Source organism: Microbacterium sp. NPDC055357 (assembly GCF_053644835.1).
In genome coordinates, this window is sequence record NZ_JBSHLZ010000006.1 from 57,592 (window position 1) to 74,988 (window position 17,397).

Annotated in this window: 15 protein-coding genes; 9 read left to right on the forward strand and 6 right to left on the reverse strand. The window is 69.6% G+C overall.

The features are described 5' to 3' along the window. Window positions 1-3: 3 nt before the first annotated feature. Window positions 4-753 (reverse strand): GntR family transcriptional regulator, encoded by a 750-nt coding sequence (locus ACWICD_RS09695; protein ID WP_376125276.1) that lies wholly within the window; start codon window positions 751-753, stop codon window positions 4-6. A gap of 193 nt (window positions 754-946) precedes the next feature. Here ACWICD_RS09695 and ACWICD_RS09700 point away from each other — a divergent pair, with 193 nt between their 5' ends. From ACWICD_RS09700 to ACWICD_RS09740, 9 genes are all read left to right on the forward strand, one after another. Continuing rightward, on the forward strand, window positions 947-2,038 hold the full coding sequence (locus ACWICD_RS09700; protein ID WP_376125278.1) for a substrate-binding domain-containing protein: 1,092 nt from the start codon (window positions 947-949) through the stop codon (window positions 2,036-2,038). Between the two features lie 33 nt (window positions 2,039-2,071). Next, window positions 2,072-3,571, forward strand: coding sequence for a sugar ABC transporter ATP-binding protein (locus tag ACWICD_RS09705; protein WP_376125280.1), 1,500 nt, complete (start codon window positions 2,072-2,074; stop codon window positions 3,569-3,571). Beyond that, complete coding sequence (locus ACWICD_RS09710) at window positions 3,568-4,539, forward strand: ABC transporter permease (RefSeq protein ID WP_376125282.1); 972 nt, start codon at window positions 3,568-3,570, stop codon at window positions 4,537-4,539. The genes ACWICD_RS09705 and ACWICD_RS09710 overlap by 4 nt, the downstream gene beginning before the upstream one ends. After that, the gene (locus ACWICD_RS09715) at window positions 4,536-5,588 is read left to right on the forward strand and encodes an ABC transporter permease (protein WP_376125284.1); all 1,053 of its coding nucleotides are present in this window, start codon (window positions 4,536-4,538) and stop codon (window positions 5,586-5,588) included. The genes ACWICD_RS09710 and ACWICD_RS09715 overlap by 4 nt, the downstream gene beginning before the upstream one ends. Further along, window positions 5,581-6,453, forward strand: coding sequence for a 3-hydroxy-5-phosphonooxypentane-2,4-dione thiolase (lsrF, locus tag ACWICD_RS09720; RefSeq protein ID WP_376125286.1), 873 nt, complete (start codon window positions 5,581-5,583; stop codon window positions 6,451-6,453). The genes ACWICD_RS09715 and lsrF overlap by 8 nt, the downstream gene beginning before the upstream one ends. Before the next feature lie 49 nt (window positions 6,454-6,502). Beyond that, entirely contained in the window at window positions 6,503-8,155 is a 1,653-nt protein-coding gene (locus ACWICD_RS09725) for an FAD-dependent oxidoreductase (RefSeq protein WP_454140038.1), read from the forward strand. Between the two features lie 23 nt (window positions 8,156-8,178). Then, window positions 8,179-9,669, forward strand: a complete 1,491-nt coding sequence (locus ACWICD_RS09730; protein ID WP_376125290.1) for an FGGY-family carbohydrate kinase — start codon at window positions 8,179-8,181, stop codon at window positions 9,667-9,669. Then, window positions 9,666-11,591 carry an SDR family NAD(P)-dependent oxidoreductase gene (locus ACWICD_RS09735; RefSeq protein WP_454140039.1) on the forward strand — a complete coding sequence of 642 codons (1,926 nt, stop codon included), beginning with the start codon at window positions 9,666-9,668 and terminating at the stop codon, window positions 11,589-11,591. Before ACWICD_RS09730 ends, ACWICD_RS09735 begins: the two co-directional genes overlap by 4 nt. Before the next feature lie 189 nt (window positions 11,592-11,780). Then, window positions 11,781-12,812 (forward strand): fatty acid desaturase family protein, encoded by a 1,032-nt coding sequence (locus tag ACWICD_RS09740; RefSeq protein WP_376125295.1) that lies wholly within the window; start codon window positions 11,781-11,783, stop codon window positions 12,810-12,812. A 7-nt stretch (window positions 12,813-12,819) separates the two neighbouring features. On the opposite strand, the gene ACWICD_RS09745 is transcribed toward ACWICD_RS09740, so the two are convergent. From ACWICD_RS09745 to ACWICD_RS09765, 5 genes are all read right to left on the reverse strand, one after another. Next, window positions 12,820-13,818 carry an NADP-dependent oxidoreductase gene (locus ACWICD_RS09745; RefSeq protein WP_376125298.1) on the reverse strand — a complete coding sequence of 333 codons (999 nt, stop codon included), beginning with the start codon at window positions 13,816-13,818 and terminating at the stop codon, window positions 12,820-12,822. Between the two features lie 77 nt (window positions 13,819-13,895). Then, on the reverse strand, window positions 13,896-14,360 hold the full coding sequence (locus ACWICD_RS09750) for a MarR family winged helix-turn-helix transcriptional regulator (protein ID WP_454140040.1): 465 nt from the start codon (window positions 14,358-14,360) through the stop codon (window positions 13,896-13,898). A gap of 11 nt (window positions 14,361-14,371) precedes the next feature. Beyond that, a complete protein-coding gene (locus ACWICD_RS09755; RefSeq protein WP_454140041.1) occupies window positions 14,372-16,057 on the reverse strand; it encodes an MDR family MFS transporter in 1,686 nt (561 codons plus the stop codon). A 136-nt stretch (window positions 16,058-16,193) separates the two neighbouring features. Next, a complete protein-coding gene (locus ACWICD_RS09760) occupies window positions 16,194-16,853 on the reverse strand; it encodes a YqaJ viral recombinase family protein (protein WP_376125306.1) in 660 nt (219 codons plus the stop codon). Window positions 16,854-16,986: 133 nt separating this feature from the next. After that, window positions 16,987-17,388 carry a GlcG/HbpS family heme-binding protein gene (locus tag ACWICD_RS09765; protein WP_376125308.1) on the reverse strand — a complete coding sequence of 134 codons (402 nt, stop codon included), beginning with the start codon at window positions 17,386-17,388 and terminating at the stop codon, window positions 16,987-16,989. Window positions 17,389-17,397: the final 9 nt, after the last annotated feature.

Here is a 17,397-nt window from a genome sequence, read left to right on the forward strand (position 1 = left end):
CGGCTACCGGATGCCGACGTAGAACCGGGACTCGTCGCTGCGGTGCAGGGCGCTGTACCTCTCGAACGGCACGCCGTCGGCATCCCACGCGACCGACTCGATCGACAGCACGGGCTGGCCCGTCCCCAGCTGCAGCAGGTCGGCGTCTTCGGGTGAGGGCATGACGGCGCTGATCCATCGGTCGGCACCGCTCGGCTGCACGCCGAAGTGCCGCCGCAGGTGCTCGTACAGCGAGCGGTTCTCGAGGTTCGCCCGACCGAGAGTGGGGAAGCGGTCGTATGGCAGCACGGTGTCCACGAGCAGCCAGGGGGTGCCGTCGACGCTGCGCAGTCGTCGCAGGCGCACGACGGAAGAGCCTTCGGTGATCCGGAGTGCTTCGGCGTCGCTCGCATCGGCGGTCCCGACCTCGAAGTCGATGACCCGGGTCGTGACGCTGCGTCCGGTGGAGGACAGGTCATCGGAGGACCCGGTCATCGACCCGATGAACTTCAGGTCGGGCCGCCGGGGTGAGACGAAGGAGCCGCGCGCGCGGACCTTGTAGATGAGCCCGCCGCGCACGAGATCCGCGAGCGCCTCGCGCACGACCGTTCGCGACACGGCGTAGCGGTCGATGAGCTCCGATTCGGAGGGGAGGGCCTGGTCAGCCCGCAGCAGACCCTGCTCGATCTCTTCGCGCAGGACGCGAGCGAGCTGCTGCCACAGCGGGATATCGGCTTCGCGGTCGAGGGCGACATAGGTGGCAGGTGTCGGCATAGCGGGGCTCCTTCGATCCGGCACGCGCAGTGATGAGAGCGTATCGCGCGCGATTGACAGCTTCCTCGCTCATGCCTATGTTAGTCATCACCAACTCATCATGACAGGTTGGTTGTAACAGGTTGACAGACCTGGCGCCAAGATACAGAGCGCTCGTCATATCGCGACGAAGCGAAACCAGGAGGCAATGACAATGAAGTTCACCGGAATCCGCCGCGCGGCCACCGCGGTGACCGCAGCGGCAGCCGCTGCCCTGCTGATCGCCGGCTGCGCCGGCGGCACGGGCGACGCGGGCGACACGACGGCCGGCGGCGAGCCCGAAGGGCTGAAGATCGCCCTGTCGAACGGCTTCGTCAACGGATGGCGTCTGACGCTCATTGACAAGTTCGAGACCGTCGCCGAAGAGCTCAAGGCCGAGGGTGTCGTGTCGGAGTACTCCGTCGTCAACGCCCCGGGCGAAAACAGCGCCACCGAGCAGGCCTCGCAGATCCGCAGCCTCATGCTGCAGAACCCGGATGTGCTCATGGTCATCCCGGCGAGCTCCAGTGCGCTCGTGCCGGTCATCGAAGAAGCCTGCAGCGCAGGCATCAACGTCATCATCCTCGACGCCGACATGGACACCAGCTGCGGCACCGTCGTGCGCAACGAGTACGGCCAGTGGGGTGCCGACTCGCTGGAGCCGGCGCTGGAGGCCATCGGCGGCACCGGCAACATCGTCATCAACCGCGGTGTCGTGGGCTCTCAGCCCGAAGAGGCGTTCCACGCTCGCCAGCAGGAGATCCTCGCGGACTACCCCGATGTGACCGTCGCTGCCGAGATCAACGGCTTCTGCGACTCGGCGACGGCTCAGAAGGAGATCGTCGGGATCATCGGCTCGCTGCCCGAGATCGCCGCCGTCCCGGGCTGCATCGGCGGCATGGGCATCGTGCAGGCCTTCGAGTCGGCGGGCCGTGAGGCGCCGGTCGTCGTCTTCGACACCGACGGCAAGTCGCTGGCCTTCTGGCAGGAGAGCGGCCTCGACAACGGCTCGTTCGCCGCGCTGACCGATCCCGGTCAGGTCGTCGCCGCGATCTACGTCGCCCTCGCGAAGGAGCGCGGCGAAGAGGTTCCGGCCGAGGTCGTGCTGCCGCTCGTGAAGATCGCGCAGGAGGACCTGGACTACTGGGTCGCCGAGCTCAGCACCGACGAGTACGCCGCCAACGCCTGGGACGACGCCTCGATCGAAGCGGCCCTCGCAGCCCTCGCGGCCGGGGAGAGCGTCGAAGCCCCGGCGCTGCAGAAGTAGTCGACGGCCGACCAGTCCGAAGGAGCACACTCGATGACATCCGCGACACGGCGCGACAGCGCCGCACCGCCCCGAGCGGCCGGCATCGTCCTCACCGCGACGGACGTGTCCAAGCGGTACGGCAGCACGACGGCCCTCACGGGGATCGACGTCACCGTCAACGCGGGAGAGATCCTCGGTCTGGTCGGCCACAACGGCGCCGGAAAGAGCACCCTCATGCGCGTGCTCGCCGGCCGCGAGCAGCCGAACACCGGCCTCGTCTCCTGGCGCGGCGGCGGTGCGTGGGATCAGCGCGCCGCCGCCCGGGCGGGGGTGCGCATGATCTATCAGGAGCTGGCGCTGTGCCCCGACCTGACGGTCGCCGAGAACATCGCGCTGTCCGATGGCGCAGCGCGCGGCCTCTCCTGGAAGCGCACCGCCGAGCACCGCGTCGCCGAGAAGCTCGACGACGTCTTCCCCGGTCACGGCGTCGCGATTCTGCGCCGTACGAGCGATCTCACGATGGCGCAGCGCCAGATGGTCGAGATCGCCCGCGCGCTGTGCACGCCGAAACTCGCGATGCTGATCCTCGATGAGCCGACCGAGTCGCTGAGCGTCGATGCGACGCGACAGCTCTATGCGCACCTGCGCGAGCTGACCGCATCCGGCGTCAGCATGGTGCTCATCTCGCACCGCATGCAGGAGGTCCTCGCCAACGCCGACCGAATCGCCGTCATGAAGGACGGCCGCATCGTCGAGACGCTTCCGGCAGCGGATGCCACTGAGGAAGGCCTCCTCACGACGATGGGCGGCGAGGTCCACGCCGACACCGCCACGATGCGGCGCGTCACGACGAGTGAGCCCACCGACATCGCCCACGAAGGAACCGTCGCGCGACTGCGCGACGACGGCTCGGTCCCGTTCGTCGTCCAGCCCGGCGAGATCGTCGGCCTCGCGGGTCTCGCCGGCCACGGACAGGATGCGCTCCTGCGGCGCCTGTGGACGCGGGCCCGCGGAGTCACCGTCGCCAAACGCCGCGCCTATGTGCCCGGCGATCGTCAGACCAGCGGCGTCTTCCCCCTGTGGAGCGTCGCCGACAACCTGACCGTCTCGGCCTCGCGCGACCTCGCGGTGGCCGGCGTCATCCGATCCGGCGCGAAACGCGCACTCGCCGGCGAGTGGGTGCAGCGGCTCAAGATCAAGGGCGGGGCACCCGCCCCGATCATGTCGCTGTCGGGCGGGAACCAGCAGAAGGTGCTCGTCGCCCGCGCTTTCGCGACCGACGCGACGCTCGTGCTGCTGGACGACCCGTTCCGCGGCGTCGACGTCTCGACCAAGAACGAGCTCTACGCCCTGATGCGCGTCGAAGCGTCGCGGGGACGCTCGATCGTCTGGTATTCGACCGAGAACGGCGAGATGGCTCACTGCGACCGCGTCTATGTCTTCCGCTCCGGCCGCATCGTGAGCGAGCTGGCCGGCGAGGACATCACGGAGGACCGCATCATCGCCGATTCGTTCGGCAGCGACGATCGCACTCAGGAGCACGCACGATGAGCACCGCCACCGCTTCTTTCCCCACGACCGCGCAGCGCTTGCGCGTCGGCGCTGTCAACGGCTCGCCGGCCCTGCTGTCGCTCGTCGCCCTCATCGCCATCTTCATCGTGACGGCGACACTCCAGCCCGGCATCCTGAGCGTTCCCGGCCTGACGCTCATGCTCATGTCGTCGGTGCCGCTCGTGCTCGCCGCGCACGCCCAGATGATCATCATGAGCGTCGGCGACATCGACCTGAGCGTCGGCTATCTCGTCGGTCTCGTGACGGTGATCGCCGCAACGCTCTTCCTGGAAGCGCCCGTCATGGCGGTGCTGTCGATCGTCGGCATCTTCGTCGCGTACGCCCTGATCGCCTACGTCGTGCAGCGCCGCGGTGTGCCGTCGATCATCATCACCCTCGGGATGTCCTTCGTATGGCTGGGGGTGGGCCTGCAGATCCGGCCGACGCCCGGCGGTGCGACGCCGGAATGGCTCTCCGTCATCTCGACGTGGCGTCCGACATGGTTCCCCGCGCCGATCATCTTCATCGTGATCGCGACGCTCGTGGCCTGGTATGTGACGCGCCGGGCCCAGGTGGGCACCAGGATGCGGGCGCTCGGCTCGCAGGCGCCGACGCTCGAGAAGGCCGGTGTCTCCCTCATCGGCACCCGGGTCACGGCCTACGTGATCGCCGCCGCCTTCATGATCGTCGCGGGTCTCCTGCTCGCTTCGCAGACCTGGTCCGGCGACATCAACGCCGCGAGCGAGTACACGCTCATGACGATCGCCGCGGTCATCCTCGGCGGAGGCACCTTCGCCGGAGGCCGCGCGATGCCGATCGGCACGACGCTGGGCGCCGTCACGCTGGGCCTCATCACCGTGCTGCTCAGTCTCATCAACCTGCCCTCCAGCCTGCAGTCCGCCGCACAGGGACTCATCGTCATCGCCGTGCTGGCCGGCCGCATCATCACCGAGAGGTTCGTACGATGACCGCGATCGACAACTCCGCCCCGCGCGCTCGTCGCGGATTCAGCTGGCCGGCGTGGGGCTGGTCGCTCATCGGCGTGCTCGCGGTATGGGCGCTCATCGTCGCCGTGCGCCCGGGCGCGCCCTTCGACCCGCTGACGCAGGCGCTCTCGCTCGCGCCCTTCCTCGTGCTCGTCGCGCTCGGGCAGATGCTCGTCATCACGCTCGGGCCCGGCAACATCGACGTCTCGGTCGGCACGATCGTCTCGATGTCGTCGTACGTCTCGGTCGCCGTCGGAGCCACGGCGGGCCCCCTCGTCGGACTCGTCGCGGCGGCCGGCGCGGGGGTCGTCGCGGGGCTCGTGAGCGTCGCGGCGATCCTTCTGCTGCGCGTCCCGCCCATCATCGCGACGCTCGCGACGAGTCTCGTCGTGACCAGCGCGACGCTGCTGCTCGCCGACTCGGCACGAAGCTCGGCCGATCCGGCGCTGCGCGCGTTCGTCAACGCCAAGGTCCTCGGCGTCCCGCTCATCGCGATCCTCGTCGTGCTCGTCACGATCGTCATCTGGTTCGTGCTGCGCCACACGCGTCTCGGCCTGTCCATCGTCGCCGTCGGTCAGAGCGAGCGCGCGGCGGAGCGCGCGGGCCTCAAGGTCGCCGCCGTCACGGCGACGGCGTACCTGCTGAGCGCGGGCTTCGCGGGCCTCGTCGGCGGTCTCCTCGCTGCCTTCATCTCACCGAGCACCGTTCTCGGCACCTCCTACATGCTCGACTCGATCGCCGTCGTCGTGATCGGCGGCACGCTCATCTCGGGCGGCCGGCCCGTGCCCGTCGGCGCGTGGACGGGTGCGCTGTTCTTCGTGCTGCTCTCGGGCCTGCTCAACCTCGTCGGGTGGTCCGTCGGGGCCCAGAACGTCCTCAAGGGCGTCCTGGTCGTGCTCGTCGTCGTCGTCGCGTCAACCGCGACCGGCACAGGCAGAAGCAGCATCCGACGCCTGCGTGCATCGATGACCCCGGGCTCGCGCACCGCGACGCCCACCACCACAACAGAGAAGGAGCCCATTCATGGCTGACCTCGACGACCTCCGCGACGGAACCGACTTCTCGGGCGCGATCGCGACGCACGACGGCTTCCACCTCAAGGGGCAGGCGGGCCAGGACTGGGGCATGCGCGCACGGCTTTCGCGTGTCTTCGACCCCGCCGACGGCAAGACCGTCATGCTCGCCTTCGACCACGGGTACTTCCAGGGCCCGACGTCGGGACTGGAACGACTCGATCGCTCCATCCTGCCGCTCGTCCCGCAGGCCGACGCCCTCATGTGCACGCGCGGCGCGCTGCGCACGACGATCCCCGCCGACAACGGCAAGGGCATCGTGCTGCGCGCCTCGGGTGGGCCGAGCGTGCTGAACGACCTCTCGAACGAAGAGATCGCGGTCTCGATCGACGACGCCGTGCGTCTGGATGCCGCCGCGCTGGCCGTACAGGTGTTCATCGGCGGTGAGAACGAGACGAAGTCGGTCAAGAACATGACGACTCTCGTGGACCAGGGCCAGGCTGCCGGCATCCCCGTCCTGGCCGTCACGGCGGTCGGGCGCGACATGGTGCGCGACGCGCGCTACTTCCGTCTCGCGACCCGCATCAGCGCCGAGCTCGGCGCGGCCTTCGTGAAGACCTACTACGTCGAAGAGGGCTTCGAGACGATCACGAGCGCGTGCCCCGTGCCGATCGTCATCGCCGGCGGCAAGAAGGTCGAAGAGCAAGAGGCACTGCGCGTCGCGTACCAGGCGATCCAGGAGGGCGCCGCAGGTGTGGACATGGGCCGCAACGTGTTCCAGTCCGAGCACCCCGCCGCGATGCTCTCGGCCGTGCGCGGGGTCGTGCACGACGGGCTCACCCCCGCCGAGGCGTTCGACCTCTTCCAGTCCCTCTCCCACTGAACCGGTCTGCGGGCGCCCCTCGGGGCGCCCGCAGCGTCGAAGGATCCACATGCCCACTCTGCGCACCCACAGCGCGCCCCGGACGGCGGACGTCGTCGTCATCGGCGCGGGGATCAACGGCCTGGCCATCGCCCGGGAAGCCGCCGCGCGCGGCCTGCACGTCGTCATGATCGATCGCGACGACATCGCCGCCCGCACCTCGGCCATCTCGACCCGGCTCATCCACGGGGGGCTCAAGTACCTGCCGCGCTTGGAGATCCCGCTCGTGTTCGAGTCGATCCGCGAGCGCAACATCCTGCTGAAGACGGCGCCGCACCTCGTGCTGCCGTACCCCATGCTCATCCCGTTCGCGAAGTGGAACAAGACCCCCGGGTGGCTCATGTCGTGCGGGCTGATCCTGCACGACGTGCTCGCGATCGGCAAGCGCCTGCCGCTCAACCGCATCGTGCTGCCGGGTCGACTCAAGCGCGACTGGCCGTCGGTCGCACGTGCGGGCGTGCGCTGGGGTGGGCTCTTCCAGGACGCACACGTCCCCGTCACGGAGCGGTTCGCGCTCGAGCTCGCGATCGACGCCGACCGGCGCGGCGCGACGATCCTCACGCACACGCCCGTCACCGCGCTCCTGCGCGAACGCGGCCGCATCGCCGGTGTCGTCTACCGCGACCGCGAGACGGGGGAGCACCTCGAACTGCGTGCGCCCGTCGTCGTCAACTCGGCCGGACCCTGGGTCGACTCCGTGCTGGACCTCGCCGGTTCCCACGCTCGCCGGATCGGTCCGACCAAGGGCAGTCACCTCATCGTGGACGCCTTCCCCGGCGTTCCCGACACGTGCGTCTTCTTCGACTCCCCGAAGGACGGCCGGCCCATGTTCGTGCTGCCCTGGTGGGACGGTCGGTTCATGATCGGCACGACCGACCTGCCGTACGACGGATCGATCGAGGACATCGCGATCGACGACGACGAAGTGGCGTACCTGCTGGAGTCGGTGAACGCGATCATCCCCGACGCGGGACTCACCCCCGACGACGTGCTCTGGTCGTATTCGGGTGTCCGCCCGCTGCCCTATGTCGCCGACCTCACCGACCCTTCGTCGGTCAGCCGCGACAGCGAGATCGTCACCCACGACGGCGACTCCGCGGGGCTTCTGACTGTCATCGGCGGCAAGTACACGACGCACCGTGCCCTCGGTGAGCAGGTGTTGCGCAAGATCGAGAAGCAGCTCGGGATGCCGCGCGAAGCGTCGCCGACACGCGAGGCGCGCTTCCCCGGTGCTCCCGCCGAGAGCGTCGCCCGCTTCCGTGCCTCGTTCGTCGCGCGCAGTGCGCTTCCCGCACGCAGCGCCGCGCGACTGGCCGACGTCTACGGAGCGCTCGCTCGCGACATCGAGATGCTCGCGGCATCCGATCCCACCCTCGCAGAGGTCATCGACGACGAAACGGGCGCGATCGCCGCCGAGATCGTGCACGCCGTGCGCGAGGAGGGGGCTCTGAGCCTCGAAGACGTCCTGCTGCGCCGAACGGTGATCGCCTTGAACGGCGACGTCGGCCTCGCGTGCGCGCCGCGAGCCGCCGCCGTGCTCGTCGCCTACGCCGGGTGGACGCCGGAGCACGCCGAGTCCGAGATCGCGCGCTACCGTGAATCGGCTCGCCGCTTCGTGCCGAGGGCGCTGCGAACGCGGCCCGCCGTGGCCGGAACGCCCTGAGCGCGGAGAGGACGACAACCATCATGAGCACCTGTGTCATCGGCATCGATGTCGGGCTGACCTCGGCGAAGGCCGCCGCCTTCGACGAGTCCGGGCGTGAGATCCGCACCGTGTCGGCCCCCAATCCGCGTGTCGCGGTGTCGCGCGAACGCCAGGAAGTCGACATGGACGCGCTGTGGGACGTCGTCGCCGACGTGCTGCGCGATCTCACGGCGGAGCTGGAACGCGAGGGTTGGACCATCGCCGGGATCGGCGCGACCGGTCACGGCAACGGACTGTACTTGGCAGACGAGGATCTTCGTCCCGTGCGCGCCGCGATCGCGTCGACCGACCACCGAGCCGAGGGCGTCGTGGCGGCGCTCGATGCCGACGAGGTCGAGCGGGTGCGCCTGCTGACGGGATCGATGCCCTGGGCCGCGCAGCCTGCCGTCGTGTTGCGCTGGCTGCACGACAACGAGCCGGAGACGCTCGCTCGCGCCCGCTGGGCTCTCACGTGCAAGGACTGGCTCACGGCATGTCTGACGGGAACGGCGAGCGCTGACCTGTCCGATTCGTCGGGATGCGGCCTGGTCAACCTGAAGACCCGCGATTACGAGCCGGCCGTGCTCGATCTGCTGGGCCTTCCCGCCGACACGGCGCGCCTGTTCCCCGAGCTGCGAAGCTCGGACGACATCGCGGGCGCGGTCACCGAGGCGGCATCGGTTCGCACGGGTGTCCCCGCCGGCACGCCCGTCGTCGCCGGCTGCATGGACTGCGTCGCCAGCCCGCTCGGAGCAGGCTCGACGACACTCGGCGACGTCACGGTCATCGTGGGCACCTGGGCGATCAACAGCGTCGTCGTGCCCGCCGACACCGAGCCGCCGCGCGTGACGATCAACGCCCTCCTGCCCGATCCGACCGCGATGCTCGCGATGGAGGTCGCCCCGACATCGGCTGCCAGCATCGAGTGGGCCGCCGGGCTGCTCGGCGCGAGCGCGACTATTCCCGTCACTCCCCGCGACCTGCTCGACGCGGGCCACAAGGCGCCGCCGCTCGCCGACGGGCTGCTCTTCCTGCCGTTCATCCACGGCGCTCCCGAGCACCTCGGCGCTTCGGGCACGTTCATCGGCATCAAGGGCAGTCACGGGTACGCGCACGTCGCGCGCGCCGTGGCCGAGGGCATCACCCAATACCACCGTGTCCAGCTCGACAAGGTGCGCTCGAGCGGTGCCGCCGTCTCGGACGGTCCGTGGACACTGGCCGGAGGCGGCGCGAAGAACGCGCTGTGGGCGCAGATGTTCGCCGATGTCGTGGGCCACCCCATGCGGCGACAGCTCGGCACCGAGCTCGGCGCGCGTGGCGTCGCCTGGCTGGCAGCGCGTGGCGTCGGCATGGACACCGGCGCGTGGAACACCGAACCCGACCCCGCGCTCGTCGTCGTCCCCGGCGAGTGCGCGGTCGACTACGAGCGGCAGGCGGCGACGTTCGACCGCGTGCTCGCGGCGATGGATGCGGTCTGGGAGGCCTCAGCATGACTTCGATCGACCACCGGACCGCCCTCGACGACATCGTGCGCGTCAGTCGCGACCTCGGCGGTGACCCTTCGTACGTGCTCCACGGCGGGGGGAACACCTCGATCAAGACGGTCGGCGTGGATGTGACGGGCGCGCCCGTCGATCTCGTGCTCGTCAAGGGCAGCGGCTGGAACCTCGGCACGATCGAGGCGGCCGGGTTCGCGCCGTTGCGTCGCGCGCGACTGGACGAGATCCTGCAGCTCGACGAGCTCGATGACGCGACGATGGTCAACGAGCTGCGCCAGGCCTCGCTCGACGCGTCGGCGCCGACGGCCTCCATCGAGGCGCTGCTGCACGCGTATCTGCCGGGCAGGGTGGTTCTGCACTCGCACGCCGACGCGATCGTGTCGCTCACCAACCGCGACGTCGCGGCCGCGGACATCGCCGAAGCTCTCGGCGACGGTGTCCTCGTGCTGCCGTACGTCATGCCCGGATTCCCGCTCGCCCGCCTCATCGCGAACACGGATGTGAGTGGAGCCGACGCCGTCGTGCTGTCCAACCACGGACTCTTCACCTTCGGTGACGACGCCGACGCCGTTCTCGCGCGGCACCGCGAGCTCGTCGACCGTGCGTCGGCCGCCGTCGGAGTGGCGAACTGGGGCGACCCGGGCGCGACGGTCGCCCGAACCGGCGACTCCGCGGAGATCGCGTCGCTGCGTCAGGCGGTGTCCGAGGCGGCCGGGCGTCCGATGCTGCTGCGGCAGTCCGCCTCGGCGCGCGCCGACGCGTTCGCGCGCCGAGCCGATCTCACCGAGCTCACCGGTCGCGGCACGGCGACGCCCGAGCACGTTCTGTATACGAAGCGCAGCCCCCTCGTGGGGCGCGATGTCGACGCGTATGCGGCGGCCTACCGTGCGTACGTCGACCGCAATCGCGCCCGCGCGACGACCGGGATCACGCCGCTGGATCCGGCGCCGCGCGTCATCATGGACCCCGCCCTCGGCTGCCTCTTCGCGGGGGAGTCCGTCGCGGCGCTTCGTGTCACCGCCGATGTCGCGCTGCACACGATTGACGTCATCGACGCCGCCGACCGGCTGGGTGGGTACCGCTCGCTCGACGAAGCGGATTCGTTCGACATCGAGTACTGGAGCCTCGAGCAGGCCAAGCTCGCCGGGCGCACACGCAAGCCGCTCACGGGCGAAGTAGCCATCGTGACGGGCGCCGCGTCGGGCATCGGCCGCGCCGTCGCCGAGCAGCTGTCGGCCGAGGGCGCCGCCGTCGTCGGCATCGACCTCTCGCCCGACGTGACCTCGGTCGTGGCCGGTGACGCATGGCGCGGCGTCGTCGGAGACGTGAGCGATTCCGCGGTCATCGACGAAGCGCTCGATCTCGCCGTGCGCGAGTTCGGCGGAGTCGACATCGTCGTGATCGCGGCGGGTATCTTCCCGCCCTCGCAGCCCATCGCCGAGCTCGACGACGACGTGTGGGACCGGGCCTTCCGGGTCAACGTCACCGCCCCGGCGCGACTGCTGAGGGCGGTGCATCCGCTCCTCGCGCGCTCGCCGCGCGGCGGTCGCGTCGTCCTCGTGTCGACGAAGAACGTCGCAGCGCCCGGCCCGGGCGTCGCGGCCTACTCGGCGAGCAAGACCGCCGCGGCACAGCTGGCGCGGGTCGCCGCACTGGAGTGGGCAGAGGACGGCATTCGCGTCAACCAGGTCGAACCGGATGCGGTGTTCGACACCGCCATCTGGAGCCCCGAGCTGCTCGAGGCGCGAGCCGCGCACTACGGCCTGACGGTCGACCAGTACCGCACGCGCAACCTGCTGCGCGTCGAGGTGCGCAGTGCGACGGTGGCCGAGGCGGTCGTGGCGTTCTGCGAATCGTTCCCCGCGACGACGGGCGCGCACCTGAGCGTCGACGGCGGCAACGACCGCGTGATCTGACCCGCTCAACATGCCGTCCGCGACATGTGGGCCGCGTAGCGTAGACCTCAGCGATCGGCGACTGCCTTTGGCTTTTGCGGCCGACTGGTCCCGATCGAAAGAGCAGGTGCGTTCATCTCCGCCACCACCCTCGAGCCTCGGCTCGGTCCTGTTCGGCAGACCTACGCCGGCACCGCTGACTTCCCGCCGATGGCGCGGGCATACACGGATGTGGCTCAGGTGGTGCGCGAGAGCGGTCTGCTGCGTCGTGCGCCCTGGTTCTACGCCTTCGTCGGTGTCCTGATCGCTCTGGGCTTCGGCGGCGCCATCACCGGTTTCGTGCTGCTCGGAGACAGCTGGTTCCAGCTGCTGATCGCGGGTGCCCTCGGCATTCTGTTCACCCAGGTCGCCTTCCTCGCGCACGAAGCCGCCCACCGACAGATCCTGACGGCCGGGCCCGCCAACGACCGGCTCGCCCGGTTGCTCGCGAACGGCATCGTCGGCATCAGCCTGTCGTGGTGGACGACCAAGCACACGCGCCACCATGCCAACCCGAACCGCGTCGGCAAGGACCCCGATATCGAGATCGACACGATCTCGTTCCTCGACGAGGATGCGGCGACGGCACGCGGCCTGCGCCGCATGATCACGCGCAAGCAGGGGTGGCTGTTCTTCCCGCTCCTCACGCTCGAGGGACTCAACCTGCACTACCTGGGCCTGAAGCACCTGCTGAGCCGCGGTCCCGTCAAGGACCGCTGGCGCGAGCTCGGCCTCATCGCGTTGCGGTTCACCGTCTTCGTCGGTCCCGTCTTCTTCTTCCTCCCGCTCGGAATGGCGTTCGCGTTCCTCGGCGTGCAGCTCGCCGTCTTCGGCGTCTACATGGGGGCGTCGTTCGCTCCGAACCACAAGGGGATGCCCGTCATCGCGCCCGATGCGAAGCTCGACTTCTTCACGAAGCAGGTCCGCACCTCGCGCAACGTCTCGGGCGGCTGGTGGGCGACGTGGCTCATGGGCGGACTCAACTACCAGATCGAGCACCACCTGTTCCCGAGCATGCCGCGCACGCACCTCGCCAAGACGCGCGAGATCGTCATGGAGCAGTGCCGCACGCTCAACGTGCCCTACACCGAGACGACGATCCTGCAGTCCTACGGCATCGTGATCGAGTACCTCAACCGCGTGGGGCTGGCCGCGCGCGACCCGTTCGACTGCCCGATGGTCTCGACCTACCGCCCCGCCTGACGCGTGATCAGTCGTCGCTGACGCGAAGGACGATCTTCCCGCGCGCGTGACCCTGCTCCAGGAGCGCGTGGGCCGCGGCGGCATCCGACAGATCGAAGACGTCGTCGACGTGGATCCGCAGGCTGCCGCTGTCGATGAGCCCGGCGATCGTCGCGAGGGCGCGCCCGTCGGGGATGACCTTGTACGAGGTCGCACGAACCCCCGCCGCATGCGCCGCGGCGGCGTAGTCCGGCCAGGACCCCGTCGCGACGGGGATGTAGAGGCCGCCGGGACGCAGGACGCCCAGCGAGCGCGTGCCGGTGTCGTCGCGCACGTTGCCGATGAGATCGATCACGACATCGACGTCGCTCACGACGTCTTCGAAGCGCGTCGTGCGGTAGTCGACGACCTCGGATGCACCGAGCTCGCGCAACCATGAGAGATTGCGCTCCGATCCGGTCGCCGTCACGTGCGCTCCGAAATGCGCCGCGAGCTGCACGGCGACGTGGCCCACGCCGCCCGCCCCGGCGTGGATGAAGATGCGCTGACCCGCGTGCGCCCGGGCGGTGTCGACGACGAGACCCCACGCGGTGAGCGCCGCGAGCGGCACCCCGGCCGCCTCGGCGTGCGACAGCGATTCGGGCTTGAGCGCCGCAGAGAGCGAGGGGAGTACGACGTACTCGGCGTATGTGCCGCCCGAGCGGGGGAAGGGCACCATGCCGAAGACGGGCGTGCCCGGCTGCATCGGGTGGGATTCGTACGGCGCTCGCACGACGACGCCGCTCACGTCGTAGCCGAGCGTCGACGGGAACGACTCGATGAGTCCCGAGACGCCCGTGCCGCCGCGCGTCTTCGCGTCGATCGGATTGATGCCGGCGGCGACGACACGCACGAGCAGCTCGCTGAGCGCGGGAGCGGGGACGGGGAGCGTCGTCTCGCGCAGCACCGACGGATCGCCCGGCGCGTCGAACACGATCGCCCGCATGCGCTCCGGAAGGCGGGGGGCGGTGGCTGAGGCCGAGGTCATGACGGGTCCTTTCGTGCGCGCGCGATGCGCAGCATCCAGTCAATCGGATTCCCGGGCCGTCGGGCGGCCCGTGCGCGTCACCGAGCCGGCGGTCCTCCCTGCGTGAGGGCGTGCAGCAGGCGCGTCAGATCCTGGATGTCGTCCACCGACCAGGCCTCGAGCGCCGTGAGGATGCCGCCCTCCTGCGGCGCGCGGGCGATGGCGAGTCGTTCGAGGCCGAGCGGTGTCGGCGAGAGGAGGCTCGAGCGGCCGTCGGCGGGATCGGGTGTGCGCTGGATGAAGCCCTGCTTCTCGAGTCCGCGCACGGTGCGGCTGATCTGGCCCTTGTCCGCCATGAGGGCGTCGGCGAGGGCCGACAGCGTGACCTGCTCGCGCCGCACGATCGTCGTGAACACCTTGTACTCGCCGGGCAGCATGCCGGGGCTCATCCGGTCGGCGTTGCCGGCGAGGAGTCGGCGCACGTGGGTGAACAGCTCGCCGAACTCGGCCTCGAGCGCCCGCACGGCGTCTGCGCGGGTGTCAGACGCGTCGGGCCCGGTCATCGGGGTCGACATCAGCGGCGGCCGCGGCGCGAGCGGCGAGCCGTGGCATCCGTCGTCGGGATCGGACCTGTCGCTGTGATCGAGCTCATCCCTTCGGCTGCCGACACCGTCGCCAGATCGGCCTCGCCGGCTTCCAGGCGCTCCTTCGTCGTCATGCGGGTGAGGGGCGTGTTCGGCAGGAAGATGACCGCGATGAGGCTCAGGAGAGCGAACGGCACGGCGATCAGGAACGAGTTCGAGATCCCCTGCGCGTAGATGTCCTCGACGATGACCTGCACGCTCGCGGGGAGCGAGTGGACGGCGGGGAGTGCGCCGGACTGCAGCTGCTCCGCGACGGCGGCCCCCTCGGGACCGAGACTCTCGATGGCCGTGGCCAGGGCCTCCTTGCTCGATGTGAAGAGGTCGGCGACGGTCGTGGCCAGAGCCGCACCCATGACCGACACGCCGACCGTGCCGCCGAGGCTGCGGAAGAAGGTGACGCCGGATGAGGCGACGCCGATCTCTTCGGGTCGGGCGGTGTTCTGAACGACGAGCACGAGGTTCTGCATCGTCATGCCGACGCCGGCGCCCATGAGGAACATGTAGATCGAGACGAGGACGAAGTTCGTGTCGTACTCGATCGTCGTGAGCAGCCACAGACCCGCGATGAGCAGGATCGATCCGACGACGAGGTAGCTCTTCCACCTGCCGAAACGGCTGATCAGCTGGCCGACGACGACCGATGAGACGAGGAGTCCGCCGATCATGGGGATCGTCATGAGCCCGGCTTCGGTCGGCGTCGCGCCGCGTGCCATCTGCATGTACTGGCTGAGGAACACCGACGCGCCGAACATCGCGATGCCGGTCGCGATCGAGGCGAGGACCGAGAGCGTGAAGGTGCGGTTGCGGAACATGCGCAGCGGAATGAGCGGCTCGCGCGACCGCAGCTCGACCACGACGAACACCACCGTCGAGATCAGCGCACCGCCGACCATGAGGATCGTCGTCAGGCTCCACCACTCGTAGTCCGTGCCGGCGTTCGTGATCCAGATGAGCAGGAGCGAGACGGCCGCCGAGAGCAGGACGATGCCGAGATAGTCGATGTGCGCCTTCCGCTTCGTCTGCTGCACGTGCAGGGTCACCTGCAGCAGGATCAGCGCGACGATCGCGAAGGGGATCGCGATGTAGAAGTTCCAGCGCCAGCCGAGCGAGTCGGTGACGACGCCGCCCAGGAGCGGGCCGCCGATCGTCGCGAGGGCCATGACGGCGCCGAAGAGTCCCATGTACCGGCCGCGCTCGCGCGGGCTGATGATGTCGGCCATGATGATCTGGCTGAGCGCCGCGAGACCGCCGGCACCCAGGCCCTGCACGGCCCGGAACGCGATGAGCGTGCCGGGATCCTGGGCGAATCCGGCCGCCGCGGTCGCGAGGACGAAGAGTGCGATCGCGAGCTGGATGAGGAGCTTGCGGTTGAACAGGTCGGCGAGCTTGCCCCAGATCGGGGTCGAGATCGCCGTGGTCAACAGGGTCGCCGTCACGACCCAGGTGAAGGCGGCCTGATCCCCGCCGAGATCGTGGACGATCACGGGGAGCGAGGTCGAGACGACGGTCGAGGCGAGCATCGACACGAACATGCCCAGCAGCAGGCCGGAAAGGGCCTGGAGCACTTGGCGGTGCGTCATGCCGGATTCGGTGAGCGCGGGGGTCTTGGCTGCCATGGGCGTCCTTCGTCGAGGAGAACCGCGGCAGCACTGGCGCGAAAGTTGACAAAGGTCAACGATATGCATGTCGTTGACTTCTGTCAACTATTGATCACGCTGACGCCGACCTCACGGGGTAGGCGTATGGCGGCGGTCAGTCGGCGAGGGCGAGCGCGCGGAACGGGTGACGCGGGGCAGCGGGCTGCGGCATCCGATCGCTCTCGGGCCGTCCGCGCAGGTGACGCCGGTGCAATTCGTCGATGAGCGACGTCGCCAGCTGCACGAGCTTGGCGATCTCGTCTTCGTCGCGATCGACCCACGCGCAGCGGGGCTCATCGGCGACGGGCACGAAATCGTCGTGCTGCTCCCAGGCGACGAGAGTGCGCTCGGCGCCGAGGACGTGCTGCTGCCAGAAGATCTGACGCAGATACGTGCGCGGGATGCTGCGCCACGGCTTGTTCGTCGTCTTGATCTCGGCGAGGGTCACGCGCCCACGGCCGTCCACCGCGACGCCGTCGGGTGTGGCCAGATGGCGCTTCTCGACGGCGGCGTGGAACAGCGCGGAAGAGGGCTGGATGCCGTGCGTCGCGGCGACCCATGCGGCGATCTCGGGTTCGCGCCGACGACCATGCGCCGTGTAGGCGTTGCCCGAGAAGCCGGAGCCGAGCAGCTTCGCGTCTGCCGCGCGAGGGATCGCACGCTCTGACGTGAGTGCGGCGACGTCCGTCGCCGTGATCCCCCGCGAGCGAGCCCGCACCCACGCCACCCGGTCACGGGAGTCCGCGACGATGCGCGCGGCGAGTTCGGGGGTCACGGCTTCGACCCTACGCCGACCCGGCGACGGGCATGACCCGGCACGCGCTGACCGCCGCATTCCGCCGTCGGCGCGGAGCACGGCCTCATGCGCCGACGTCACGTCCGCGGCGTATGAGGCCGGTGCCGCGGCGTCAGAACGCTGCAGCGCCCGCTTCGGCGACCGAGTGGTCCTGCTCTCCCGAGCCGCCCGAGACTCCCACCGCGCCGACGACGACGCCGTCCTTGGAGAGCGGGATGCCGCCGGCGAAGATCGCCACCTTGCCGCCGTTGGTGTTCTGGATGCCGAAGAACTGCTGGGTCGGCTGAGAGTTGTCGCCGAGGTCCTTCGTCGAGATGTCGAAGGCCTTCGAGGTCCAGGCCTTGTTGATCGAGATGTTGACGCTGCCGATCCAGGCGCCGTCCTGGCGGACGTGGGCGACGAGGTTGCCGCCGGAATCGACGACGGCGATGTTCATGGGCTGACCGATCTCGACGGCCCGCTTCTCGGCGGCCTCGATCACGCGGCGCGCGTCGGCGAGAGTGACGTTCGTCATGGGGTGGTC